General features: G+C 43.0%; 25 protein-coding genes, 2 tRNA genes and 1 pseudogene. 11 read left to right on the plus strand and 17 right to left on the minus strand.

Annotation, left to right across the window (positions count from 1 at the left end):
* Positions 1–12: 12 nt before the first annotated feature.
* From F893_RS00820 to F893_RS00845, 6 genes are all read right to left on the minus strand, one after another.
* On the minus strand, positions 13–714 hold the full coding sequence (locus tag F893_RS00820; RefSeq protein WP_005249583.1) for an IS1 family transposase: 702 nt from the start codon (positions 712–714) through the stop codon (positions 13–15).
* Positions 715–909: 195 nt separating this feature from the next.
* Positions 910–1,656, minus strand: coding sequence for an ATP-binding protein (locus tag F893_RS00825; protein ID WP_004732695.1), 747 nt, complete (start codon positions 1,654–1,656; stop codon positions 910–912).
* 10 nt (positions 1,657–1,666) lie between these two features.
* Entirely contained in the window at positions 1,667–2,227 is a 561-nt protein-coding gene (locus F893_RS00830; protein ID WP_005249584.1) for a DUF1376 domain-containing protein, read from the minus strand.
* A 65-nt stretch (positions 2,228–2,292) separates the two neighbouring features.
* On the minus strand, positions 2,293–2,544 hold the full coding sequence (locus F893_RS00835; RefSeq protein ID WP_005249585.1) for a hypothetical protein: 252 nt from the start codon (positions 2,542–2,544) through the stop codon (positions 2,293–2,295).
* Positions 2,534–3,718, minus strand: coding sequence for a tyrosine-type recombinase/integrase (locus tag F893_RS00840; RefSeq protein ID WP_005249586.1), 1,185 nt, complete (start codon positions 3,716–3,718; stop codon positions 2,534–2,536). Before F893_RS00840 ends, F893_RS00835 begins: the two co-directional genes overlap by 11 nt.
* Before the next feature lie 14 nt (positions 3,719–3,732).
* Entirely contained in the window at positions 3,733–3,948 is a 216-nt protein-coding gene (locus F893_RS00845; RefSeq protein ID WP_001054887.1) for a hypothetical protein, read from the minus strand.
* A gap of 110 nt (positions 3,949–4,058) precedes the next feature.
* Here F893_RS00845 and F893_RS00850 point away from each other — a divergent pair, with 110 nt between their 5' ends.
* Entirely contained in the window at positions 4,059–4,286 is a 228-nt protein-coding gene (locus F893_RS00850; RefSeq protein WP_005249587.1) for a helix-turn-helix domain-containing protein, read from the plus strand.
* 384 nt (positions 4,287–4,670) lie between these two features.
* On the opposite strand, the gene F893_RS00855 is transcribed toward F893_RS00850, so the two are convergent.
* A tRNA-Gly gene (locus F893_RS00855) sits at positions 4,671–4,746 on the minus strand.
* 48 nt (positions 4,747–4,794) lie between these two features.
* Positions 4,795–4,867: transfer RNA gene (locus tag F893_RS00860), tRNA-Gly, on the minus strand.
* A gap of 233 nt (positions 4,868–5,100) precedes the next feature.
* Here F893_RS00860 and F893_RS00865 point away from each other — a divergent pair.
* The 5 genes from F893_RS00865 to F893_RS00885 all read left to right on the plus strand — a co-directional run bounded on the left by F893_RS00865 (position 5,101) and on the right by F893_RS00885 (position 7,941).
* The gene (locus F893_RS00865) at positions 5,101–5,409 is read left to right on the plus strand and encodes a BolA family protein (RefSeq protein ID WP_004280957.1); all 309 of its coding nucleotides are present in this window, start codon (positions 5,101–5,103) and stop codon (positions 5,407–5,409) included.
* Between the two features lie 9 nt (positions 5,410–5,418).
* On the plus strand, positions 5,419–5,811 hold the full coding sequence (locus F893_RS00870) for a SirB2 family protein (protein WP_005108384.1): 393 nt from the start codon (positions 5,419–5,421) through the stop codon (positions 5,809–5,811).
* A 96-nt stretch (positions 5,812–5,907) separates the two neighbouring features.
* Positions 5,908–6,744: a ParA family protein gene (locus F893_RS00875; protein WP_004280959.1), complete on the plus strand. Its 837-nt coding sequence runs from the start codon at positions 5,908–5,910 to the stop codon at positions 6,742–6,744.
* A gap of 13 nt (positions 6,745–6,757) precedes the next feature.
* Positions 6,758–7,150, plus strand: a complete 393-nt coding sequence (locus F893_RS00880; protein WP_005249588.1) for a hypothetical protein — start codon at positions 6,758–6,760, stop codon at positions 7,148–7,150.
* 197 nt (positions 7,151–7,347) lie between these two features.
* Complete coding sequence (locus tag F893_RS00885; RefSeq protein ID WP_005249589.1) at positions 7,348–7,941, plus strand: hypothetical protein; 594 nt, start codon at positions 7,348–7,350, stop codon at positions 7,939–7,941.
* A 38-nt stretch (positions 7,942–7,979) separates the two neighbouring features.
* On the opposite strand, the gene F893_RS00890 is transcribed toward F893_RS00885, so the two are convergent.
* A complete protein-coding gene (locus tag F893_RS00890; protein WP_004644839.1) occupies positions 7,980–8,618 on the minus strand; it encodes a DedA family protein in 639 nt (212 codons plus the stop codon).
* A 344-nt stretch (positions 8,619–8,962) separates the two neighbouring features.
* On the opposite strand from F893_RS00890, the gene guaA reads away from it, so the two are divergent.
* On the plus strand, positions 8,963–10,531 hold the full coding sequence (gene guaA, locus F893_RS00895; RefSeq protein ID WP_005249590.1) for a glutamine-hydrolyzing GMP synthase: 1,569 nt from the start codon (positions 8,963–8,965) through the stop codon (positions 10,529–10,531).
* 194 nt (positions 10,532–10,725) lie between these two features.
* Here the strand turns inward: guaA and F893_RS18430 are convergent.
* Both F893_RS18430 and F893_RS00905 read right to left on the minus strand, forming a co-directional pair.
* Positions 10,726–11,947: pseudogene (locus F893_RS18430) on the minus strand (diguanylate cyclase).
* Between the two features lie 190 nt (positions 11,948–12,137).
* Positions 12,138–13,460, minus strand: coding sequence for a GGDEF domain-containing protein (locus tag F893_RS00905; RefSeq protein ID WP_005249594.1), 1,323 nt, complete (start codon positions 13,458–13,460; stop codon positions 12,138–12,140).
* A 503-nt stretch (positions 13,461–13,963) separates the two neighbouring features.
* On the opposite strand from F893_RS00905, the gene F893_RS00910 reads away from it, so the two are divergent.
* Entirely contained in the window at positions 13,964–14,911 is a 948-nt protein-coding gene (locus tag F893_RS00910; protein ID WP_005249595.1) for a pirin family protein, read from the plus strand.
* A 160-nt stretch (positions 14,912–15,071) separates the two neighbouring features.
* The gene (locus F893_RS00915; RefSeq protein ID WP_005249596.1) at positions 15,072–15,722 is read left to right on the plus strand and encodes a glutathione S-transferase family protein; all 651 of its coding nucleotides are present in this window, start codon (positions 15,072–15,074) and stop codon (positions 15,720–15,722) included.
* Between the two features lie 48 nt (positions 15,723–15,770).
* Here the strand turns inward: F893_RS00915 and phoR are convergent, their stop codons facing one another.
* From phoR to F893_RS00930, 3 genes are all read right to left on the minus strand, one after another.
* Positions 15,771–17,129, minus strand: a complete 1,359-nt coding sequence (phoR, locus tag F893_RS00920) for a phosphate regulon sensor histidine kinase PhoR (RefSeq protein WP_005249597.1) — start codon at positions 17,127–17,129, stop codon at positions 15,771–15,773.
* 25 nt (positions 17,130–17,154) lie between these two features.
* Positions 17,155–17,865, minus strand: coding sequence for a phosphate regulon transcriptional regulator PhoB (gene phoB / locus F893_RS00925; RefSeq protein WP_004280972.1), 711 nt, complete (start codon positions 17,863–17,865; stop codon positions 17,155–17,157).
* Between the two features lie 249 nt (positions 17,866–18,114).
* Positions 18,115–18,792 carry a TetR/AcrR family transcriptional regulator gene (locus F893_RS00930; protein ID WP_005249598.1) on the minus strand — a complete coding sequence of 226 codons (678 nt, stop codon included), beginning with the start codon at positions 18,790–18,792 and terminating at the stop codon, positions 18,115–18,117.
* 223 nt (positions 18,793–19,015) lie between these two features.
* Between F893_RS00930 and F893_RS00935 the strand changes: the two genes are divergently transcribed.
* The gene (locus tag F893_RS00935; protein ID WP_005249599.1) at positions 19,016–19,864 is read left to right on the plus strand and encodes an SDR family NAD(P)-dependent oxidoreductase; all 849 of its coding nucleotides are present in this window, start codon (positions 19,016–19,018) and stop codon (positions 19,862–19,864) included.
* A 117-nt stretch (positions 19,865–19,981) separates the two neighbouring features.
* Here the strand turns inward: F893_RS00935 and F893_RS00940 are convergent, their stop codons facing one another.
* Both F893_RS00940 and F893_RS00945 read right to left on the minus strand, forming a co-directional pair.
* Positions 19,982–21,346, minus strand: a complete 1,365-nt coding sequence (locus F893_RS00940; RefSeq protein ID WP_005249600.1) for an MATE family efflux transporter — start codon at positions 21,344–21,346, stop codon at positions 19,982–19,984.
* 128 nt (positions 21,347–21,474) lie between these two features.
* Entirely contained in the window at positions 21,475–22,629 is a 1,155-nt protein-coding gene (locus F893_RS00945) for a methionine aminotransferase (RefSeq protein WP_034435675.1), read from the minus strand.
* 246 nt (positions 22,630–22,875) lie between these two features.
* Here F893_RS00945 and F893_RS00950 point away from each other — a divergent pair, with 246 nt between their 5' ends.
* On the plus strand, positions 22,876–25,491 hold the full coding sequence (locus F893_RS00950; protein WP_228130250.1) for a type VI secretion system Vgr family protein: 2,616 nt from the start codon (positions 22,876–22,878) through the stop codon (positions 25,489–25,491).
* Here the strand turns inward: F893_RS00950 and F893_RS17260 are convergent.
* A partial coding sequence (locus F893_RS17260; RefSeq protein WP_322111756.1) for a transposase family protein occupies positions 25,453–25,655 on the minus strand: 203 nt, incomplete at its 5' end. The two genes, F893_RS00950 and F893_RS17260, sit on opposite strands and share 39 nt — an antisense overlap.

Here is a 25,655-nt window from a genome sequence, read left to right on the forward strand (position 1 = left end):
AGTATGCTGGCGTTAAACAAATCCATTATTAAGGTAAAAGAAAGTCAAATCAAAGGCTTTAAAATGATTTTCGAGCTTTTTAGAAAAGTTGCAACTTCTCCTAAATCCACGCCTGATTCGATGACGAATTCTACAATTGTTACCTTCAATACCGACGGTAAAAAACTTACCGATCACTTGCTTGCAACATTGAAATGCTGTAATAAAACTATCCCAATGATCACTCGCAATTCGAGCATATTGAACCCCAAGCTTTTTAAGTCTAGCTTTAAGACGTTGAACCGTTGCTAAATCCCGCTTACCCCAAACATAAGCAACAATTTCTCCAGATTCTCGATGGTAGGCATAAATAAGCCATTGTTTATTTTTCTTATTCCCTACAAAAGTCCAAAGTTCATCGACTTCAAGACATTCGTAGTGGCTTTGTTTAGGCTGAATCTGATAGATCGATTCACTTAAGGTTCGTAATACCTTGCCAATGCTGATACGCTCGACTTCAGCAATATCTCTTACACCGCTTCCTCTGATCATTAAATGTAATATCTTGCCGGTAATACCTGAGTTACACCCTTGATAGCTTAATGCATGAGCACCAATAAACTGACGTTTGCAATCTTTGCATTGCTGGTTTTGTTTCCCCTCTACTTTGATGCCATTTCTCTTTATATTGTTACTTAGACAGGTAGGACATTTGATTTGTAGCGTTATTTTCATACCTCTATTTTATCAAAAGCCATATTGTTTTTTTCAGCATACTTTTTGAAACACCACCAAATAAGAACGGGTGTTTAGCTTCAAATAAGAATATCTGTCCATTTAATAAGAACATGCAATTAATGCAATTTTGAAAAATCTAATTATAAAAGCCAATTATTTCAGCGAGATAATTGGCTTAAGTAAAGAGTCGTATTATTTGGTTATCCGCTGATCATCCCAATAACACGGTACTACAATCAAATTGTTTTCATGTAATCGTGACCATAATCGGATACCTAAATCTCGCTGCATATTTTGGACTGTGAAATTGGAAATCAGAAGGGTAGATTTCATGTTGTCATAACGACTATACAAAACCTTATGTACCATCTCCAGGCGTTTTTCATGCCGGTCATGCAGGCCATATTCATCAATCACTAATAAATCAAAGCTGGAGAAATGGTCGATGACTTCCTTTTCAGAGCGTGAAGCATCTGACCAAGTGTCCATCATTTTTTGAGCAATTTCTGCACTGGTATAGTAGCGTGCAGATTTTGTACTGTTATGCAGAATGTTACGAATAATTGATGCACTCAGATGGGTTTTACCTGTACCTGGTGTACCAATCATCAACATGTTCGGGTTGTGGTCAGAAATAATCTGCTGTGCAAAGGCCTGACATAGTTTGATGGTATTGTCTTGTGCAGGGCATGCAACTACATAATTCTTGAAGCCCCGATCCAGGTAGCGTTTATTGAGCCCTGAATTTTTAATTTTCTGTTTTAGCAATCGCTGTTGCAGTTCATTCTCATAGGCTGCATGTGAGTGTTGGACGGTTTCTTTGGCACACAATTTACAGAGCCTGTGACCGGCGATTTCCATCAGGGGTATATGATGGGTAGGGCAAAGTGTTTCCGTTGTTTCTGCGCGAAACTGGAGCGTTTTAAGCATGGTATTCATGATTATTCTCCTAAATCCATTTGGAATTTTCTAAAAAATCCTCATTTTTTTCTTCAAAATTTGAAGATGAAGATGAAGATGAAGATGAAGATGAAGATGAAGATGAAGATGAAGATGAAGGGCATGATTCAAGTATGACTTGAGTAATACTCGAGCTCTTCTCAAGAGCTGCTTGAGCATTTACTTTTTGTTGCTTGGTTGATGCTTGAGCATTACTTGCGGATTTCCCCCAACGTGCTTGAGCTGCATTTTTAGCTTTATCAGATTTCATTTGCTGATTTTGCAATGCCTGGCTTTTTAAACTGGTTAAAAAATTTGAATGAATCTGCTCAGATTCGACTTCAAACAATTCAAGGGCCAACAGCGTATTCAATAAAGTTTTAGCTTTGGTCTGTTGCGATAATTTTGTGATGCTACATACAGTCGCTAGGTCATGAGGAATGGCACCATTTTTCCAGAAATCCATCATTAGCAGCAGTGTTGCACCGATTTGTTCTACAGTCATTCGTGCGAATTTTGCCTGTAAATCGCCAATATAAAGTGGCATCCAAATTGAAATATCTTTATGCATGGGTTTACCTTTTTATAGGTATAAAGGGGCTAAGGTCATCAATTAGATGACCTTATATGTTTGTTTTATGAGTGAGCTAAGCTCATTAACCGAAGGCGAGCCTGTTGGGCCAGGTCGTCGTAATGGGCTTGTCCATCATCCAGCATTCGCTGTAGCCAAAGTCTCAATGCTTGGTGGTCATCGAAGCATTTATTGATTTCCAGCAAAAAGGCCAGATTGTGCAGTTTGGGAATGTGTAACTCATGAATGAGTTCACGCGCGACCATATCTGCTTCTGGGCTAACGACTACACCGCCAAAGAAAGCTTTACTGTTCATGAGCAGGCTCCTCTGTATTTAGTCTTTCCAGCATGGCTTCAAAAGCACTGCCATCACGACGTGTGACGTTTGGAATGTAGCGGCTATAGACCCGGAACAGCATTTCAGTGGTTGAATGTCCCAGCTGGCGTGCGATCCATTCCGGGTTCTCGCCTGCAGATAACCATAATGTTGCAGCGGTATGGCGTGTTTGATAAGCACGACGAGGCTTTAATCCTAGTAACCGCAAGATCGGATGCCAGACACGTTTATTCACCAAACGGTAATCGAGAGGTCCACCGTCACGATTACAGAATACAAACTCTGATTTACCATTATTTAAGCTTTTCTGTTGCAGAAAGGCTTGATAAACCCGGTCACTCATCTGGATTGTGCGGTCAGAACCATAGGTTTTGGTTCCACCCAGCTCCCCATTCACCAAGGCTTCACGAATATGGATTTCCCGACGTTGCAAGTCCACATTTTTCCATTGCAATCCATCGATCTCACTGGTGCGCATACCCGTGAAAAATCGAATAGTGTAATAAGGTTTAAAATCATCACGAACTGTGGCCAAAATTGCATGTACTTCCTTTAATGAAAAAGGCGTGACTTCAATTTTTCCTTGCTTTAAGTTCTTGATATTCTTGTAAGGGCTGTCGAAATCATATCGTTCTGCAGCACTATCGAGTATCATACGAAGTGCTATCATAATCTGGTTGATTCTTGATGGTGAAAGGCATTCTTGGTTTTTCCCGTGAGTCACTTTGGCGAGGGATGAACGGAATCCAAGAATGTCTGACTTTTTAATAGTAATAACCGGAATTGTGCCAAAAAAAGGGATTAAGTACTTTTTGATCACAATTTGAATTTTTCCCTTGTAGCTTGTACGCCACTCTATTTCTTTATCAGTGAACCAAATTTCACAGAACTTAGAAAATAGAGGTGTTTTTGAGCTGATTTCATTTACTCTGTTTTCTGCGTTTTTGATTTCTTTCAAACGAGAACTTTTTGGAAAGTATTTAGCATAGTCAAAAATGCCCAATAAGATTTCTGCCTCCATTCGTTCAATCGCTTTTTCAAGCTTTTTGCGATTTTGAGCATTGTCTTCAAGAGCTGTTGTTTCACGGCAACGGATGTTTAAGTATCGAAAATCGACACATAATTTACCGTATCTAGTACGAATAGCAGCCATAATAATGTTCCCCCTTACTGAAGTTGTAGGCTGTGTAGCGAGCCTAAAGTGGTTTTAGTCATATCTTCTTCAATGCGTTCCCATACATATAAAATTTTGCGACCACCAAAAGGGCGAATGTAATGAATACCTTCAATCAAAACGCTATCCTTTAACTGATTACGGATGGTACGTTCGTTATAATGGATTCGTTCAGCCAATTCTTTTGTAGTAATATAAGTAAGATTCATATTTGTATCCTTTTATGAAGTATCACAATGATGTTATTTAAGATCACAATGCGATAATAAATGCATTTAATACATCATGCAAGTACTTTATTACACAATGGTGGTAATTAATGATAGTTTGTAACTTGCCAGTTCTTTTGGCAGAACGAAGAATGAAAGTAGCAGATGTTGCTAGAGAGACAGGGATGAGTAAGACCACACTACATAAGTTATATAATGGTCAATCAACTCGAATAGATTTTGAAACCATAGAAAAGTTATGCGTATTACTGAATGTTGAAGTGGGGGATTTATTAAAAATTAAGCAAAATGATGAACAAGATTTTGAAGAAAAATAAAGTCTGAATTATAATTATATAGGTTAAATATTTGTTTTATTTAATATTTTTTGGTGACCAAATTTGGTCACCTTGGGAATATATGAAGTTAAAAATACTAAAATAGAGAAAAAGAAGGGAGTTCAGTTTTCTTGAAGTTTACTATCCTGATTATTGATAATGAAACTAATAAAATAAATATCAAAATAATGAATCTATAGATCTTTATATTATGGGCTAGGGCACGTTTTGGTCACTTTTGGTCACGCAGTCAACTTATGAAAACATTTATCTAAAATATTTAGTACTTTTATAAAGCTAGAAATTTTAATTTTTATGAGAAAATAATCTTAAAAATCAACAAGAAAAAAGCCCTCATCTTTCGATGAGGGCTTTTTTTGAATCTGGAGCGGGAAAGGAGACTCGAACTCCCGACCCCAACCTTGGCAAGGTTATGCTCTACCAACTGAGCTATTCCCGCGGAGTCTATAAAGTTTTTTAAATGAAAAAACTAAATGAAAAAATTTTGAGCGGGAAAGGAGACTCGAACTCCCGACCCCAACCTTGGCAAGGTTATGCTCTACCAACTGAGCTATTCCCGCATGCCGTGTATAATACAGCATGCAAAAATGTGGTCAACACCTTTGTTAAAAATCTTGCATCAATTGCATAAAATAAAAGCAAAATGCTGTAGACCAGACAATAAATAACCAATATTTATATAAAAATCAATAAATTTTCGCCACAATCAACGGATTGCATCTGAACAGATTACCGAAATACTCAGCAGAACAAGGTATACTGAGACCATATTTTTGAAGATTGGAGTCAGGCCATGAGCTTAGAACAACAACTGAAAGATCGTTTGGCGCAATTATCCCCAACCCATTTGGAAGTGGTGAATGAGTCTTCGGGTCATGGTGGTTATTTCCCGGGAAAAGAATCGCATTTTAAAACCGTGATTGTGAGTCAGGCATTTGCCGGTTTGCGCCCCGTCCAGCGTCATCAGAAAGTTTATGCTGCTGCGGGTGATTTGCTGTCAAAAGATAAGATTCATGCGCTGGCCATTCATGCATTTTTGCCTGAAGAATGGGCAGGTCAGGACACCACCAGTCCTGCTTGTGCACACGCACCTAAAAACTAAGAGGACATGATGGAAACCCAACTTTTAGTCAAGATTATTCATATGTCGGCAGCAGGATTAGCCATTGTCGCTATTCTTGCCCGTGCATTAACCTTGTTTGTCGGTACACAAGGGAATTTACCTAATCCGGTGGCACGTACAGCGCTAGTCGCTTTACAGCATTTAGCTATCACGGTGATTGCACTGACCGGCATTGTGTCGCTCGTCCTGAAAGACTTTGATGTACAGCCTTGGTTCTATGCCAAAGTCATTTTATTTTTGGTACTGGTGTCCTCGCTAGGCAAAGCCTATAAGAAAGATGATTCAATCTTGCTGTCGCAGCGTCGGGCTGGCTTGGTTATTGCTGTAGTTTCATTGGTGTCTATTCTGGCTTTGGTGATGATCAAGCCGAATTTTGGCTAAAAGCAGGCTGGCTGTGATGATCAGCACAGCCAGCCCATGCAAATAATTAGAAAATACAAATGTTGTAAAAGTAATTAAAAATGTGAGGAGGGGGACATGCGTACACGTGTGGTATTTAATCAAAAGGGTGGGGTAGGCAAGTCGAGTATTACTGTCAATCTGGCAGCGATCAGTGCACATCAGGGTTTAAAAACCTTATTGATTGACCTGGATCCGCAGGCCAACTCTAGCCAGTATGTGCTGGGTGATGATGCGACGTATTCTAGTGACAAGCCGGCACTCGAACCGAATATCGAAAACTATTTTGAAGATGTACTCGGTAATCAGCAAAGCAAGGGCTTGCTTGGTAATGCGATTGGCTCGATTTTAAAAAGTCGTAGCAAAGGTCTGGAAAGCTATGTGCATCAATCTTCTTTTAAACATCTGGATGTTATTCCGGCTAGCCCAACACTGGGTGCATTGGCCCATGCACTGGAGTCCAAGCACAAGATTTATAAGCTACGAGATGCCTTGCAACAACTGTCGGGGCATTATGACCGGGTATTTATTGATACACCGCCTGCATTCAATTTCTTTACCCTCTCTGCTCTCATTGCGGCGAACCGCGTGCTGATTCCATTTGACTGTGATGTATTTTCTAAACGTGCCCTACAGACCCTGATTGAAAATGTCATTGAAACCCAGGATGACCATAATGAAGGGCTGGAAATCGAAGGGATTGTCGTGAACCAGTTTCAGGCACAGGCCAAATTACCGCGTGAAGTGGTACAACAGCTCAAAGATGAAGGCTTACCGGTCCTCGACAGTATGTTGCCACCCTCGATCTTGATGAAAGAATCTCATCAGAAAAATCAGCCTTTGATTCATTTGGCTACTGATCATAAATTGACTCAGGCCTATCAATCGTTGTTCAATGAGATAGAGCAGAATTAAGATCGAGTTAGCTATGAAACTTGTGAAAGTAAGCCTGAGTATTGCTGCACTGGCATTACTGAGTGCCTGTGCAACGCCGGTAAAACCGACTTATGTGTCGCCCACCCTCTATCAGACTTTGGGTTGTTCGCAATTACAGGGTGAATATAATCGTATTCAGCAGTATATCGACAATGGCGTTGAACCACCGAAACGTACTGGCGTCGGTGTGGGCGTTGGTCTTGGCGGTGGTTGGGGTAGTCGCGGTGGATGGGGTATTGGCCCGAGTGTTTCAGTCAATATGGGACAGTCATCCGATACCAAAAGAACCGAACTGGCACGGCTTTTAGGCGAGCAGGAAGCGATTGTACAGGCCGCGCGTTATAAGAACTGTTCGATCATCGTTCGGCAGGCGACGCCTAAATAAATCATTCAACATTAAACGGATAAATGCTGACTTCGGGTCGGCATTTTTTATTGCTTTCAACAAGAATAGGGCGGTTTACATTAAGATAAAACTCACTGGAAATTGACCAGACTGTATATAAATCTGAAATTTATAAGCTTGTTATCCCACTTCCATATTGATTAAGCTACAACCTTGGCCCGGAAAAGTTCATTGCGATGATTGAAAATTGGTTATTTGTTTTAGGACTCATTGCTGTATTAATGGTTCCAGGGCCCGCCAATGCCTTGGTGGCCAGTTCTGCTCATCAGCAGGGGCAAGCCAGAACCAGTCTCTATCTTCCTGCTATTTTACTCGGCTATTTTTATGCCATTAATGTCTGGGCCTTGTTGATTCATCTGGCGTCACCGATCTGGCCAAATTTTAAAGGCTTGGTCTATGTACTGAGTACCATCTGTGTGGGCTGGATGACCTTGCATTTATATAAGGCTCAGCAGTTAGAACGTTACAGCAAGACCCATCCGCAGATTCGCCCCTGGCAAATGTTTACCACTACCTTAAAAAATCCTAAAGCAGCATTGTTGGCCTCTGGAATTTTACCGATGGAAACCTGGCAAAGCCCGACCAACTTCGTTCTGGTTTTTGCTGCCTTTAGCTTGAGTACCGTTCCGGTCGGGATTTTCTGGATGGTCTTTGGTCAGGCAATTCTCACCAGTCCATCTGAAAAAATAAAAGCCGGCCTCATTTATAAAGGCGCGGCTTTATTTGTTCTGCTTTGTCTGATCCCACTCCTGATCAAGCTCTGGGATTAAACGCACAGGCTGTAAAAGAATCTTAATGTAAAAAGTTCTTAAGCTGTTTTACTTTTTTTGAGCTTTTGTTGAATAAAGCCAATCACACCTGGCAATACACTTAAAATAATGATGCCAAAAATTAGATAGGTGAAGTTGTCTTTGACGATCGGCATATTGCCAAACATATAGCCCAAAATGACAAATGAGCTAATCCAGGCGAATGCACCTACCACATTATAGGTCAGAAAATATTTGTAATTCATGCTGCCAGCACCGGCGACGAAGGGTGCGAAAGTACGGGCAAAAGGAACAAAACGCGCAAAAATAATGGTTTTACCACCATGTCTGGCAAAGAATTGCTGGGTCGCCAATAAGTGTTTTTTATTGATGAAGCGCGATTCAATCTCGAAAACCCGAGGTCCAATATATTTGCCAATATGATAATTCAGGGTATCGCCCAATACTGCCGCAACAAACAAGAGCGGAATCAGCACCCAAGGATCCATCGCACCAGTAGAGGCTGCCAGTGCACCTGCTGCAAATAGCAAGCTGTCACCGGGCAGGAACGGCATCACCACCAGACCTGTTTCTACAAAGATAATCAGGAAAAGAATGGCATAAATCCAGATCCCGTAATTGGTGATAAATTCAAGCAAGTGATCATCAACATGCAAGATAAAATCAATCAGTTCCATGAGCCCAGTACAAGCAAAAGTGTGGTCAAATCCTAACAGCCCGGGGCATGAAAGTCAGTACCAGAAAGTAAAATAATTAACACTCCATCCATCTTCAATTGAGCAAAAATTTCTCTTACATATTATCTTCAGATTTTTATAAAAACATGCTTAGTTGGATTAAATCTTGAGCTTAAAAATATAAAAATGACAGACCAAACAAGGCATCCGAAGGGACGCTTTGTTGTGCTAGAAATATAATGCAATCAACTAAATGTATACCTAATGCGAATTGTGTGCTTAATGCGCTGAAAAATGTTAGAATACGGCGCTTATCTTTCGTTTGCCTTTCATAGTTGTTCGTCATGACTACCAATACTCAAATTACTGAAGATCGTATCCTGATTCTGGATTTCGGTTCTCAATATAGTCAGCTCATCGCACGTCGTGTCCGTGAAGCTGGTGTATATTCTGAAATGTATGCCTATGATATGTCTGAAGAAGACATTCGTGCATTTAATCCAAACGGTATCATCTTGTCTGGTGGACCTGAGAGTGTTCACCTTGAGGGCAGCCCGCGTGCGCCGCAAGTGGTATTCGAGCTGGGTGTGCCGGTATTGGGTATTTGTTATGGCCTGCAAACCATGTGCGAACAACTTGGCGGTAAAGTTGAGCCAGGTACTGTGCATGAGTTTGGCTATGCAGAAGTAGATATTGTTGTACGTGACAAGCTGATCGGTAATTTACAGGACCGTGAAAACCAGCTGCATGTCTGGATGAGTCATGGTGACAAGGTTGCCCGTATTCCAGAAGGCTTCCAGATCACTGCACAGACGCCAAGCTGTCCAATAGCGATGGTGTCTGATGAAACTCGCCGTTTCTATGGCATTCAGTTCCACCCTGAAGTAACACATACGTCTAAAGGTGCAGAATTACTATCAAACTTCGTGCATCAAATTTGTGGTTGTCGCGGTCTGTGGACGCCAGAACACATTATTGATCTACGTGTAGAACAGCTTCGCCAACAGATTGGTGATGAAAAAGTATTACTGGGTCTTTCTGGTGGTGTGGATTCATCTGTAGTTGCAGCGCTGTTGCATAAAGCAATTGGTGATCAGCTGACTTGTGTGTTTGTAGACAACGGTTTGCTTCGTTTGAACGAAGGCGATCAAGTGATGCAAATGTTTGCTGACAACATGGGTATCCGTGTTATTCGTGCTGATGCTGAAGAGCGTTTCTTGACTGCACTTGCAGGTGAAGTTGATCCTGAAGCAAAACGTAAAATTATTGGCCGTGAATTTATTGTTGTCTTCGCTGAAGAAGCACGTAAATTAGATGGCGTAAAATTCCTTGCACAAGGTACGATTTATCCAGACGTGATTGAATCTGCTGCAAGCAAGCAGGGTAAGGCGCATGTGATTAAATCACACCATAATGTGGGCGGCTTACCAGCAGACCTAGCATTTGAACTGGTTGAACCATTACGTGACTTATTTAAAGATGAAGTACGTAAATTGGGTACGACTTTAGGCTTGCCACACAGCATGATCTATCGTCATCCATTCCCAGGCCCAGGTCTAGGTGTGCGTATCTTGGGTGAAGTGAAAAAAGAATATGCAGACATTTTACGTCTTGCAGATGACATCTTCATGCAAGAACTGCGTGACAGCGGCTGGTATGACAAGACTGCTCAAGCATTTGCGGTATTCCAGCCAGTGAAATCGGTGGGTGTAGTCGGTGATGGCCGTCGTTATGCATGGGTAATTGCATTGCGTGCGGTAGAAACGGTGGACTTTATGACAGCTCGTTTCGCACACCTGCCATATGAACTAGTAGACAAAATCTCTACGCGTATCATGAATGAAATTGCTGACGTTTCTCGTGTGACTTATGACGTATCGTCTAAGCCACCTGCAACGATTGAATGGGAGTAATTTAGGGGTTTCGGACAGCACTGCTGTCCGCCTAAATTACGCCAAGCGCTAGGCGCGCGGCAGTAAGGACTTTCAAGCAGCATCGCTGCTTGAAAGTTTTATGCTAAACGCTATGCATGGCAGTTTAGAAATATAAACTTTCTAAATTAAAAAGAGCGCTTCGGCGCTCTTTTTATGCTTTTCGGAAAAGATGCTTAAGCCGGTTTAACCTGCCAGTTTTGCATCTCTCCAGCTAAACTTTGCTCCAGATCTGGATCATAAGCTTCAACCCGATTCCGTCCATTGGCTTTAGCCTGATATAAGGCAATATCGGCCTGTTTAATCAGGGTCATTAAATCTGTTTCACAGCTTTCCAGGATGGCAGCACCAATCGAAATGCTAAAACTGAAACGATGTTGGCTGTCCAGATCGATCACAATATTTTCAATTTTATGCCTTAAACGCTCGGCAACTTTTAGCGCTTCATCCAGAGAGGTTTCAGGTAAAAATGCAATAAATTCCTCACCGCCATAGCGTGCCAAAATATCATGCTGCCGCATTTCGCTGTGTGTATTTAGAGCAATCGTCTGTAAGACCTGATCTCCGATATCATGACCATAACGATCATTAATCTGCTTAAAATGATCGACATCAAAGACCAGTAAACTCATAGGCACCGGTTGATCAAAATTCTGTTGTACCAGTTGTTGCGCGAGATATTCAAAACAGCGACGGTTATTCAGGCCAGTGAGTGAGTCGGTATGAGCCATATTTTCAAAGGCCTGCCGATTATATTCATTCAGGGTATGCTGCAAAAATACCATGCGTGATTTTAAGGTCGAGCTCCAGCTAATATATAGACTGAAGGTCAATACTGGCAGATAAATCAGGAAAATAAAAACATCTGGTACAGGTCAGATCGAGTATTGAAATATACACCGATGTAAATCATCAAAGTAATCAGACTCGAAGTAATCAAAGACGGCCAGAACCGGATCTGCACACATAAATTGGCCAACACAATAAAAACCAAGGAGGCATATTGATAAATGAGGGTATAAGCACTTTCAGACTGATTTAGATTAAAAAACCAGATGGCACTTGCGCCAATAATTGAGGTAGGTAAGAGTAAATCAAACACAGGTAAATTGCGGTAAGAGTGATACATCCAGATCGTGATCAGTACGATCAGAATGGTATAGCTAATTTTGGTCAAAATGAGCAAATTGAGAATATCATGCAGCACCAGAATATCGGCGAGGGTATAAGAGGCAATGCCAGCTGTGCGAATAAATTAACCTGTAATAGGTATTTTAAAGTGAGCTTCTTTTGATGGGCATAGTAGGCCGGTTTTAGAGGCGCAGGAATACGAACAAGCGGATCTTGAAGAGCCTCCTGAATCAGGGTACGTGATTCTTTTTCGTTATCATGCGGCATGAAGCCTTCCCAAATTAAAATATATAAAAATGAATAAGATGAAATTTATATATAGTTGTATAAAAAATATTCTATTCTTTTGTTGGATATTTTAAAAGTGGAAGAATCAAATTTATTTTATAAAATGAAATCCCCGATTAGTGCATTCTAAGGATGATCCTAGCTTATAGAACAGACTAATGATCCAGCTTTAATTCGCCGTTGACTGGGCTGGTTGAGTGTCTGGCTTAAATACATTCCAGGGATTTTCTGTCGCAGGCTTGGGCTTATTCAGCATATCTGGATGATAGACCTCAATCCGGTTTCGGCCAGACTTCTTGGCCTGATACAAGGCAATATCGGCTTGTTTGATCAGGTCTTCCAGGGGTTGGGTATGGGATTCCAGTTCTGCTACACCGATCGAAATGGTGAACCGGATGGCATGATTGGGTTCGACATAAATGTACTGCTTTTGAATTGCACAACGAATTCGTTCTGCAATCACCCAGCTGTCTTGCAGCTGAGTATCTTCTAGGAGGGCGATAAATTCCTCCCCACCAAAACGTGCCAGTACATCGCTATGCCGCATTTCTTTACGGGTCACTTCAGCAATCAGTTGTAGTACCCGATCACCAACATCATGCCCATAGCTATCATTAATATTTTTAAAATGATCCACATCAAACATCAGCAGGCAGCTACTGGCATGTTTAGGCCATTGATGAATAGAGCGTTCAGCCATATCGACAAAATGGCGACGGTTGTAGAGCTGGGTCAAATCATCGGTATGTGCCAGATTCTTTAAGGTTTGATAGTTCCATTCATCAAGTAGGGAGCGCAGAAAAGAACGCCGTATATTCAGAATATTATTCCAGTTAATATAAATGCTAAAAAACCAGATTGGACTAAAGACCACACTAAAAATAAAGGCTTGAGAAGCACTCATGAACTGGGATATCCCAAGCATGATAAATAGGGCAATCAAGATGGAGCAATAGACTGCGACTTTAAACTGGGTCTGCACACAGAGATTGGCGATGAGAATAAAGATCGCAGAGGCATAAATATAGGTGGCAACATGGGGACTGGTTGAAAGCGCGAGTAAGCCAATCCAGGCCGCTGCAGCTACAGTGGTGCCTATCGGCAAGATTCTGTCCAGAATCTGAATATTTTTATGTTTTTTAAACAGGTAATAACAGCAAAACATCGCCCCCAGAACCAGAACGACGCGCATCAGACCAGAAATAAAAAACATGTCTGGAATAATCAGGATATCGGCAAAGAAATACAGTAAAAAGGCAATTTGCGCCAGATAGTTAATTTGACGCAAGTTATGATGACTATGCGTATAGACATAATCATGAAAATACTGCTGAAACAGGGCAGGGATACGGGCATGAGGATCTGTCAGCGCCTGTTCAATCAGCTGACGGTTTTGCAGATCACATTCAGATAATTTCAGTGATTTATCGGTCGTCGAATTTTGAAAAGATACATTCGCCGTTGAATATATATTCTCATTCTGAGCAGACATGTCCTGATCCAGTATTATTTTTATAGGTGCCTATTATGCCGTGGTTGAGTAAAAAATAACCTCCCAAAAATTGGGTATCCGGGAAATTTTTAAAGCTAAAACGTAACAAAATTTGTGTTTTGTAAAAGTGAAAGTAATTGAAATACATGAACAATCATCTTATTCATGGAGGTCTTTGGATGTTGTTGATTCGTTTCACGTGAAACATGGATGAATGACATTCTTGGAGCTTCAGTTTATTTAGACTCATAACGCCATGTGCCTAAATCATGATTGCCTTGCTAAAGATCAAGTTTGGGGCTTTGGATACAAATCTCATCCGCCTTTCAGGATTTAAATTGATGAGACTAGTGAGGCGTTTTATACGTATCTAAATATTTCCAGGGATAGATTTTGCCCATAGACCCTGTACATTGTCCTGAACAGAGAGGCATCTTAGATCGGTCAAATGCATGTCTCACCCACTCAAAAAGTAGAATGAAAATGCCGAGGTAAGCTCAGCCATGTCGAATAATAGTGATATTGAACTGTCGAATTCCGATGATTGTGAAAAGTATGTGAATCAGTTTATTCAGGAGTTTCCTTTGCGTCGTGCAGAAATCGGGCAGGGTACCGTGATTAAACGTGCCTTACCGAGCCGACATAAACGCATGATTGGTGCCTGGTGTTTTCTGGATCATGCGGGTCCGGCCAGTTTTCCGCAAGGAGATGGTCTGGATATCGGACCACATCCGCACATTGGTCTGCAGACCTTTACATGGATGATCGAAGGCAGCATGATGCACAATGACAGTCTGGGAAATCAGCAGTTGATTCGTCCCAAGCAGGTCAATCTGATGACCTCGGGTTATGGCATTTCACATACCGAAGTCTCTCCTGAAAGTGAGACACATATGCATGCAGCACAGTTATGGATTGCCTTGCCGGATGACAAGATCAATATGGCACCAGGTTTTGACCATTATCCTGAATTGCCGGTCGTCAATGAGCAAGGCATTGAATTTACCGTGCTGGTCGGAGAATATTTAAAAACGAGATCACCGGTTAAAGTACATAGCGAACTACTCGGAGTAGACCTGTATGCAGCTCAAAGTACTAGTGCGCGCTTGCCTCTGAATCCGAAATTTGAATATGGCTTTATGGTGCTTGAGGGGACGGCCAGTATAAATGGGCATGAACTAAATGAAGATAATATGCTGATCCTGGAGCCCGGCTTACAGCAGGTCAATGCTGAAGTTCATGCCGGGAGCCGGGTGCTATTGATTGGTGGGGAGCCATTTGAAAGCCCGATTTTACTGTGGTGGAATTTGGTCGGGCGCACGACAGAGGAACTTAAAATTGCGCGGGAACAATGGATTGAAGGTCATGAACGTTTTGGTTCCATTCCTGCCTATGATGGACCACGTTTAGAAGCGCCCGCACTTCCAGACCAGATGCGGGCTTCCCGATAAATGCTAAAAATGATGGGAATATGGAACGCTGTCTGAGTTGAACTCAAATAATGAATCTGCAACATAGGATACATATCATTACAGTCATCAAAAAATGAGCTAGAGTCTGCTGCTTTTTGCTATGCTCAGTGGGCAAAAACAATAAAATCATGAGTCTAATATGCGTGTTTTACATCATCTCGAACAATCACGATCATTTCGTATCCTGTGGGCCATGGAAGAATTAGGACTGGATTACGAGGTTAAATACTATAAACGTCAGCCCAACCTTTCTGCGCCACCGGCCTTAAAACAGATCCATCCGTTGGGCAAAGCCCCGATTCTGGTCGATCAGGGTCAGGTACTGGCAGAATCTGCGGCGATCCTGGAATATTTGCAGGAAACTTATGATGAAAAGCAGCAGTTTCGCCCAGAAGATATTGCCGACAAGGCCCAGTACCGTTACTGGATGCATTATGCGGAAGGCTCGTTAGTGCCGCTGCTGGTGATGCAACTGGTAATGACCACAGTGCCTAAACATACGCCTTTGCTGATTCGACCTGTGGCCAAGAAAATCTGTGATGGGGTGAAAAAGCAATTTGTACAGAGCCGTTTAAAAGATCATATCCAGTTTCTGGAAAGCTATTTGAGTGAGCATGATTATTTTGCCGGGCATTTCAGTTTTGCCGATATTCAGATGAGTTTTCCTTTGGAGGCCATGCAGAGCCGGACGGGTCAAAGCTATCCAGCGATTCAAGCCTATCTTAAACGGGTGTCGCAACGTGCTGCCTATGCGCGTGCACTGTCCAAAGAAAAACAGATCAGCTCTTAAACGCTTAAAAGAAAAGGTGCCGATGGTACCTTTTTTGATTTTGTGAGATTAGTCCGGAAAGCTGAGACGTTCTTTGGGGAAAACTACCTTAAACGTGGAACCTTGGTTTTCCTTGGACTCAATTTCCAGATGTGCCTGATGCTGCATGAGTACATGTTTAACAATTGCCAATCCCAAACCGGTACCGCCAGTACGACGGCTGCGGTCTGAATCGATGCGGTAAAAACGCTCGGTCAGACGTGGCAGATGCTTGGGATCAATACCGATGCCGTTATCTTGCACCACAAAATAGGCCGATTCACCGTCATCATGCCAGCCGATGGTGATGGTGCCGCCTTTAGGCGTATACTTGATGGCATTGGTAATCAGGTTGCTAAAGGCGCTGGCCAGTTCCATATCTGAACCGATCAGATCGCAATGACTGTCAATGTCCAGATTCAGGGTATGACCATAATCAATATTATAGGCCTGGGCATCATCGAATAGCTGGTTCATCAGACTTGGCATTTCAATGATCTGGTTTTTGGCAATATTTTTATCATTTTCCAGACGTGACAGCAGCAGCAGGTCGTTGACCAGGGCATTCATGCGTCGGGTTTGCGACTGCATCTGATCAAAAGCGCGTTTCCAGCGTGGATTGATATCTTCCTGATCGGTAAAGGTTTCAATATAGCCACTGAGCACGGTCAAAGGAGTGCGTAGTTCATGTGAAATATTATCGACAAAATCCTTTCGCATCTGTTCCAGATTGTGCATCCGGGTCACATCATAAGCAACCAGTACCCGACTTTCTCCGCCAAAACGGGTCATTTTGACCTGAACATAATGGTCTTCAAACAGCGAAGAACGCATTTTCAGGCCGTCCGGGGATTCATCAATATGGTAATAGTATTCGATAAAGCTTGGTTGGCGTAACAAGGTCAGGATATTACGGCGACGGTCATCACTGGAGATTCCGAGCAGACGTTCGGCTGCCGGATTCCACCATTCAATCTGCTGGTTTTCATCAAGTAGTACCACGGCTTCTTGCAAGGCCACCAGCGAAGATTGTGCACGATCAATCAATTCGACCATTTCCGCCTGAACAATCCGTTCCTGACGTTGGGCGCGGTAAACATTGAAAAGCAGTGCACCCCAAATTCCGCCAATATTAGGCGGAACATCATAGGGGCGATTGGAAATCCATTCATTGACCAGATATAAGGAACGCATTTGGGTCGCAAAGAACGCCACGAAAGCAATTACGATACAAATCCAGAAATACCCAATCCCAAAACCGATAAAGCTGGCGATAATCAGGAAAAAAGCCAGTAGGCGTAAATCCTGCTTCGCAAAATCCCATAAACTGCTGTAACGGATTCTTTTGTGTTCGCGTGCCAGTTCGGGGACAGGGTAGGGTTCATACATAAAACAAGATTTACCTTAAAAGATATTAACCTAAAGCGACATCTGAACGCGTCGAGAAACGATACCCCGTTCCGCGAACGGTCTGTACAAAACGGTCTACACCATAAGGTTCCAGCACTTTACGCAAACGGCGGATATGCACATCGATAGTCCGGTCTTCAATATAGACGTTACCGCCCCAAACCTGATCCAGCAATTGCGCACGGGTATAGGCACGTTCCGGATGGGTCATGAAGAATGCCAGTAAACGGTATTCAGTCGGACCCATTTCCAGAATGTTGTTACCAAAATTCACCCGCTGGCTGACCGGATCCAGAATCAAGCCGTTGGCATCAATAGTTTTTTCACCGCTCAGGGCATTGGCGCGGCGCAGTACCGCCTTAATCCGCGAGACCAGTTCCCGGGTCGAGAATGGCTTGGTCATGTAGTCATCGGCACCGGCATCCAGACCTTGTACCTTGTGGTCTTCTTCACCGCGCGCTGTGAGCATAATCACCGGAATTTCTGACAGGCTTTCATCACGTTTCAGACGACGACACAGGTCCACACCGCTGACGCCACCTGGCATCATCCAGTCCAGCAAAATCAGTGCCGGACGCTGATCCACAATCATCTGATGCGCCTGCTTGGCATCTTCTGCCTGCAAGCACTGAAAACCGGCCATATCCAGAGAGGTATGGATCATTTCCCGAATCGGGAGCTCGTCATCGACGATTAATATGTAGTCATCTTTCACAACGCAATACCCTATTTCATGTAAACGGTGAACCGTTTTATATTTATGACAGGCTTATTACAAAGACTAATTATGACAGTATCATTGCAGAAAGGGAAAAACTGCTGATATTCGCAAAGATTTGTGACAAATATAATGCAGAAACTTGTTAAAAAATCATAAATTAATTTTACTCATTTCCGTAGTACAGCATAAATCTTCAACTCACTGGTAAATGCAGGAAAGCCGATTAAGCACAGGATTTAACAGCTATTTTTTCTCGGAAAATGACTCGAGCAGCGCCAAAAAAACCACACTGCACGACGATAAAACTTCCTCAAGCGAATGCTTAAAACCACTCATCACCCAACGAATGGCAATTTGGGTGACATAGCCATTTAAACCGGTCGACACCAATGAAATTTCCTGCTCGCTGCGATTTAACTGCGGCATCATCAACATGACAAAGGCATGAATCATGCGGTCGAAACGTGACATGGTTTCATGAATAGTGGCCTGATTATGCAGCTCCTGTACCAGCATGGCATCGATATAAATGATCCGTGCCATGCGCGGATTGTCACGCAGGGTAGTGAGCAGCGCACTCAAACCGGCTTCGATCATTTTTTTCGGATCACTCGATGCCTGCATCATGGCCTGCATCACATTCTGCTGCAGTTCATCAATCAGTTTTAAGAAAATGGTCTGAAACAGATCTTCGCTTTTCTTGAAGGATTCATAAAAATAACGTTCGGTTAGTTTGGCTTCATTACAGATATCTTTGACGGTAACTGAAAAAAAACCATAACTGCCATAGGCTTCAATTCCGGCTTCGATGAGCTTTTCACGACGTGCCTGCTGTCGTTCAGCCATCGACAGGCCTTTAAACTGACGCTCCTTGGTTTTGGAGGGTCGTGATTTTGCTGCTGAGTCGATTGAATCGGTCATAAGGCCTGTGTGCTCATCTGCATGAAGATTTTAAATATCTTAGCAATAAATCACGCTTAGACCTATATGGAAATGCTGCCCTGAAATTTGGCCTCTAAGGACATGGGATAATTATTGACAATCTATATTGTCAAAACTATATTGAGGATCTGTGCTAGCTCCTGAAACAACAGAACAAGATCCTGCTGTCATGGAATGGCAGTTCTTTACATAAGGAAATTGAATGAAAAATTTTAAAAATAAAGTCGCTGCGATTACCGGTGCAGGTTCGGGTATTGGCCAGCAACTGGCAATATTACTGGCCCAGCAGGGTTGTCACTTGGCGCTGAGTGATATCAATGAACAAGGTCTGGCACAAACGCTTGAATTGCTCAAAGAGAGTGATGTTCGTGTGACTATCCAGAAAGTGAATGTGGCTGAACTGGAACAGGTGCGTAACTGGGCGGCACAGGTCGAACAGGATCATGGCAGTGTCAATATGATCTTTAACAATGCCGGCGTTGCACTAGGCTCAACCGTTGAAGGGGCGTCTTATGAAGAACTGGAATGGATTGTTGGAATCAATTTCTGGGGCGTGGTTTACGGAACCAAAGAATTCTTGCCACTGATCAAAAAAACTGGCGATGGTCATATCATCAATATTTCCAGCCTGTTTGGTTTAACGGCTCAGCCCACCCAGTCTGCTTATAATGCGACCAAGTTTGCAGTACGTGGTTTTACTGAATCCCTGCGTCAGGAACTGGACATGGAAAATTGCGGAGTCAGTGCGCTCTGTGTACATCCGGGCGGTATCCGTACCAATATTGCCAATGCGGCAAAAATGAATAACAGTCTGCTGACTTTAGGTATGAATCCGGAAAAATCAGCCCGTAATTTTAATAAATTATTGCGTTGTCCACCTGCAGAAGCCGCTCGTCAAATTCTGGAGGCGGTACAAAAAGACAAACGCCGTCTGCTGATTGGTAATGATGCCAAAGCAATTGACCTGATCCAGCGGATCTTGCCAACTGGTTATCAGCATGTCACTGCACTGGCGACCCAGTTTGGTAAAAAGAAGAAAAAGTCTGCTTAAAAAAATGCAAAACAGACCCGCGAAAGCGGGTTTTTTTATCGCTGTGATAGGGGCTAATTTTTTGCAAAGGAGAGTATTAACTACTGTAATGCTTTAGGCACGTAAAAAAACCTGCATTTAAATCAACGCTTCAACCGTTTTTTTCTTCCAGACAAACTGATAATACAGTCCCTGCAAAATACACAGGCTGACAAAGGCCAACGCATAGGCATACCAGATACCTTCCAGACCCCACCACCGGCTAAACAGATAAGCGGCGGGAACTTCAATACAGAGAATGGCAAAAATGTTGATTAACATTGGCACGGTCACCGTACCACTCGAGCGCATGATTGAAGCAAAAATGGCACTGGCGCCAAAAAACAGTATTGACCACAGCACAATAAACAACAGTTGTTGTCCTAGTACTACAACCTTAGGATCGGTAATAAATAGCGCCATCAGATATTTGGAGAACAGATAGGCCAGAATCACCAGACCGCCGGTAAACAGGATATTCATACTCAGCGCAGTCCGGGTAACTTTATTGAGCAGATCTGATTTACCTGCACCAATCGCTTGAGCACCAAATACAGACGCGGCAATCGCAATCGACAAAGCGGGAAATTGAATATAATTTAAGACCTGATTGACCGCGCCATAGGCCGCTGTTGCTTCTGCACCATAGCGGTTCACCAGTCCGACAATCACCAGTCCGGCAACTGAAGTGGTGACCATTTGCACACCAGTAGGAACCCCCAGTTTCAAGATCATTCTGCTTAACTGTGGTTGATGACGAATATTTTTTAATAAGGCCCAGTCGAGTTTGAGCGGATGCTGCCTATAATTCAAATACAGGATTAAAAACAACAGGACCGCCAGATTTCCCAGAATGGTGGCAATCGCCGGCGAGATTATACCCATTTTAGGAAAGCCAAAATAACCTGCAATCAGTACCGGTGTCACCACCAACCCGACCCCAATGGTAAGTGCGGAAGCAAACAGGGGGGTGGTACTATCCCCAACACCGCGCAAGATGGAAGTATAAATAATATAGATAAAGATTAAGGGGCTACCCGCCAGCATCCATTGCACATAGGGCAAGGATAAATGCATCACATCCGGATCTGTGCCAAGCGCCAAGAGAATATTCTCAGCAAAAATTACCCCAAAAAGTGCAATCAAGCTGCCGCCAATCAAGGTCATAAATAAAGTTGAACCGACCACACAGCGCACTTTTTCTATATTTTTCCCGCCCCAAGCCTGGCCAATCAATACGGTAGAGCCGGCCGATAAACCAATCACAAAGGCCATCAGACAAAACAGGATCGGGAAAAAAACGGCAACAGCAGCAATCGCATTCACTCCGAGCATTTGTCCCACAAAAACCGTATTGATCGTGCCGGAGAGACTTTGCAGGATATTGGTCGCAATTAATGGCAACAGAAATACCAGAAAGGCTTTCCATAAATTCTGTTGATGAATCAGTGAGTGCTGTGCCATGCGACATCCTGTGATTGAATTATCATCTATTTGTTGATGCAGCTATTATTTGGCAGAATATAAGAAAAAGCCTTAGCTTTTAAGTAACTAAGGCATTTATTTTATGAGATTTTTAGTTAAAAAATGAGTTAAACCTTTGAAAGAATTTGACCTGCCTGGATCAAGGTTTGTTCTTTTTTTGCAAAGCAAAACCTGAGCAAGCGTAAATCTGTAGGAGGATGCTGGTAGAACGCAGAGACTGGAATCGCGACAATCCCATGTTGTTCTGCCAGAAAATGGCACATGGATAAATCATCGAGCTCAGGCCGAATCTCTGAATAATCTAAGTTCTGGAAATAAGTCCCTTGAGAAGGTGTCCATTTAAAGCGTGACGTTTCAATGGATGAGTTAAATAAATCCCGTTTGTTTTGATAGAAAGAGGACAGTTCAGGTATATGCTCAGGATGCAGTTGCATATATTCCGCCAAGGCAACCTGAACGGGCGTCACACCACAGAAACTGGCAAACTGATAAATCTGTCTGAACATTTTCATCAGTGCGGGTGCAGCAATACAAAATCCGGTTTTCCAGCCAGTGACATGGAAGGTTTTACCAAAAGAACCAATCACAAAACTCCGCTCACGAAGTTCTGGAAATGACCAGGCCGAATAGTGCTGAACGCCGTCAAAAACCAGATGTTCGTAGACTTCATCGGACAGCACCACAATATTGCGCTCGCGAATCAGCTCGATCAGTTGCTGCCAGTCTGCCTTGGACCAGACACTACCACTCGGATTATGTGGAGTATTTACCACAATCATGCGGGTACGGTCATTAATGGTATCTTTGACCTGATTCCAGTCCACAGAAAAATCAGGATGCTGCAAAGCAATATGCACTGGCTTTGCCCCGACCAGTTGTACCGCAGGGCCATAACTGTCATAGCTCGGGTCGAAAATAATTACTTCTTCACCGGCGCGCACTGTGGCCTGAATGGCACAAAAAATCGCAATCGTGGCCCCAGGCGTAATCGTGATTTCCTCGAAAGGATCAATCATCAGTTGATCACGCTGCTGATAGAGATCTGCCACTAGACCTCGCAAGACTGGCAGACCATCTCCCGGAGCGTACTGGTTAAATCCATTCTGGCTAGCCCGGTTTAAAGCTTCAATCAAGGCAGGAGGCGCTGCAAAGTCTGGAAATCCTTGAGAAAGATTCAAGGCTCCGAGTTTTTGTGCCAAGGCCGACATGGTACTAAAAATGGTCACGCCCAAATCGGGTAATTTAGAAGGGAGTTCCAGCATGTCCTTGGCCTTGAAGAATGAGATCTGAATGAGTGTAGCAGCAAGTTCCGTATAGGATAATCGGAAAAATAGGGAATATTGAGCAATATTTTTAATTAAGATGTACCACATGCAATTTAAGATTTTTAATTGAAGGGCCATAAATTAAAGGCCTAATTATGTGAAATGCATCGTGAACTGGACGAAATGGATAACTTTTCCTAAAATCTGCCGCACAATAATAAAGCTTAAAATTATAACTATAAAATGCCAAAACCTATCCATATGCTGGTGGAGCAGCTCGGGCTTAAGCGACAGCATCGTGCGCTACATTTACAGTTTTCACATCCTCCTTTAAATCATCAGGTTTTGATTCAGCGTATTGAGGGTCAGCATCAGATCAATCAAGGCCTGCAGGCTGAACTGATCTGTCTTTCCACTCATGCTCATATTGCCTTGAAACAGTTTATCGGCTGTCGGGTGGCCATTGATCAGGTCACAGACCGGGGTGAACTTTTCCGGACTACGGGCATTATTACTGCAGCCAGTCAAGGGCAGAATGATGGAGCTTTGACCCTGTATAAATTGATGCTAAATGATCCGACTGCACTCTGGCAGAAGCGCCGTAACAGTCGGGTTTTTATGAATAAGACGGTGCGCGAGATCAGTGAAATCCTGTTCAGTGAATGGCAAAACAGAAGTGTATTATTCGCGGCCAGTCTCAGCCTGGATTTGACAGGACTCAGCCGGGACTATGATGTCCGACCTTTTGTAATGCAGTCGAATGAATCGGATTATGATTTTCTGACCCGTTTATGGCGTAGCGAAGGAATTAACTGGCTGATTGATGAAAGGCAATTAACTGTGCCTGTATCAGCCAGCGAGATTCAAGATCAGCTTTTAAAACTGGTAGATCATTCCCAATATTTTTCAGCTTTAAAACGCCGCTCCATCCGGTTTCATCGCAGTCATGCCACCGAACAGCTGGACACGCTGAACAGTCTGATTGCGGTACGTCAGCTCAATCCGAATAGTACCCAAACCCAGCGCTGGCATGCCCAGCAACTTGCCCAGGATCAAAGCCAGCCTTTATTCAGTAATCATCAGCAAAGTGATATCCATGCAAATGCCACTCTTCAGCTTGAAGATGCGTGGAACATCAGTCCGGCTTGGACCGGCGACTTAAATCATGAGGATCAGGTGACAGCATCTGGTATAGCCCAACTGGATCGACTCAATCAGCAGCTCAGTGACTATCATGCTTTGCAGTCTAAATATTTTAAAGCCAGTAGCAGCGTACGAGATGCTCAGGTTGGATACTGGTTTGAACTGCAACAGCATCCTGAAATTGATCAGCATCCTGCCCATCAACGTGAATTTCTGATTTTAGCTAAGCGGTTTTATAACCAGAACAATTTACCCAAAGATATCTTATCTCAGCTGGACAGTTTGCTTGAGAAGAGCGGCTGGCAGATGACACAGGAGGAACGACAGGCCAATGAACTACAGATGGTGCGCCGTGAAATCCAGGTTGTTCCTGAGTACCACCCCTTCATTCATCGGCCTGCTGGATATCCGCAACGGGCTCGAGTGGTCGGACCTGAAGGTGAAACGATTCATGTCGATGCATGGGGGCGGGTGAAAGTTCGTTTTCTGTTTACCCGGAGTGAGGATCATCAGCATGATGGCGGCGCAGGTAGCAATGACAATGATAGCGATTCTGCTTGGGTGGATGTTTTGACCCCTTGGGCGGGTGAGGGTTATGGCATCAGGTTGCATCCGCGAATTGGCGAAATTGTAGTGATTGACTTCTTTGAAGGTGATATCGACCGGCCCTTTGTGGTGGGACGGATTCATGAAGCAGAACGGCATCCGACCATGTTTGATGCAAAAGGAGAACTTCCTGCGACCAAAAAACTCAGTGGCATCCGTTCTCAGGAGGTCGATGGGGATGGCTTTAACCAGTTGCGTTTCGATGATACCCCTGAACAGATTAGTGCGCAGCTGCAAAGTAGTCATGCAGCCAGTCAGCTCAATCTGGGAAATCTAAGCCATCCTAAAGAAAGTGAAAGCAGCGAAGGTCGAGGAGAAGGTTTTGAACTAAGGACAGACCAGTGGGGTGCCATACGTGCAGGAAAAGGCTTATTAATCTCCACTTATCGGCAAGATTCAGCAGCAGGCAATCACCTGGATGCGAGTCGTGCCAAAGAGCAGATTGAATCGAATCTCGATCATAGTAAAGCCTTGAGTGATATTGCTGAACAACAGCAGACTGATCCGCTGCAATTTTTTGATAGTTTAAAACAGTTTCTGAGTCAGATTGAAGCTGAAGATCAAGCCAAGGCCATCGCATTTAAACAGGCCGTGATGTTATTAACTGCCCCCCAAACGATTGCACTGAGCACAAATGAAAATATTCATTTATCCGCTGATCACCAAATCAATCAGAGTGCCGGGAATAATATTCATTTATCCACACAGAAATCTTTAGTTGCTCATGCACAGGACAAGATCAGTTTATTTGCTGCTCAAGAGGGTGCGAGTCTCTATGCTGCTCAAGGAAAAATTGAACTACAAGCCCAAGATGATGCGATTGAAGCGATTGCCCGCAAGGTAAACAAGCTTATTTCGACTGAAGACAAGATCGAAATCACCAGTCCGAAAGAGATTGTACTGACCGCTGGAGGGTCTCAAATTAAGATCAATGGTGGTGGAGTGGTGGTCACAACTGGTGGGAAATTTGAGTGTAAGGCCGGGCAGCATCTGTTTACGAAAGGTCAAAATATTATTGAACAAAAAATAAATCTTCCAAAAATGAAAACATTAGATCTCTTGCGAAAGTCATTATTGCAAGTTTATCCGGTTTACGAGTGCAGCAATTAAGTTAATGCGTAAGCCGAATCTTTTCCGTCTATTTCGATAGCGTTCACTTAATATTCTAAATGTTTTCAATTGACTATTAATGTGTTCGATCACAACTCGTATTTTTTCAATCATTTTATTGTACTTTTTCTCAACATCAAATAAGGGTAAATTCTTCTTTTTCT

This window comes from Acinetobacter sp. CIP 102136 (genome assembly GCF_000369685.1).
Classification (GTDB): Bacteria; Pseudomonadota; Gammaproteobacteria; order Pseudomonadales; family Moraxellaceae; genus Acinetobacter; species Acinetobacter fasciculus.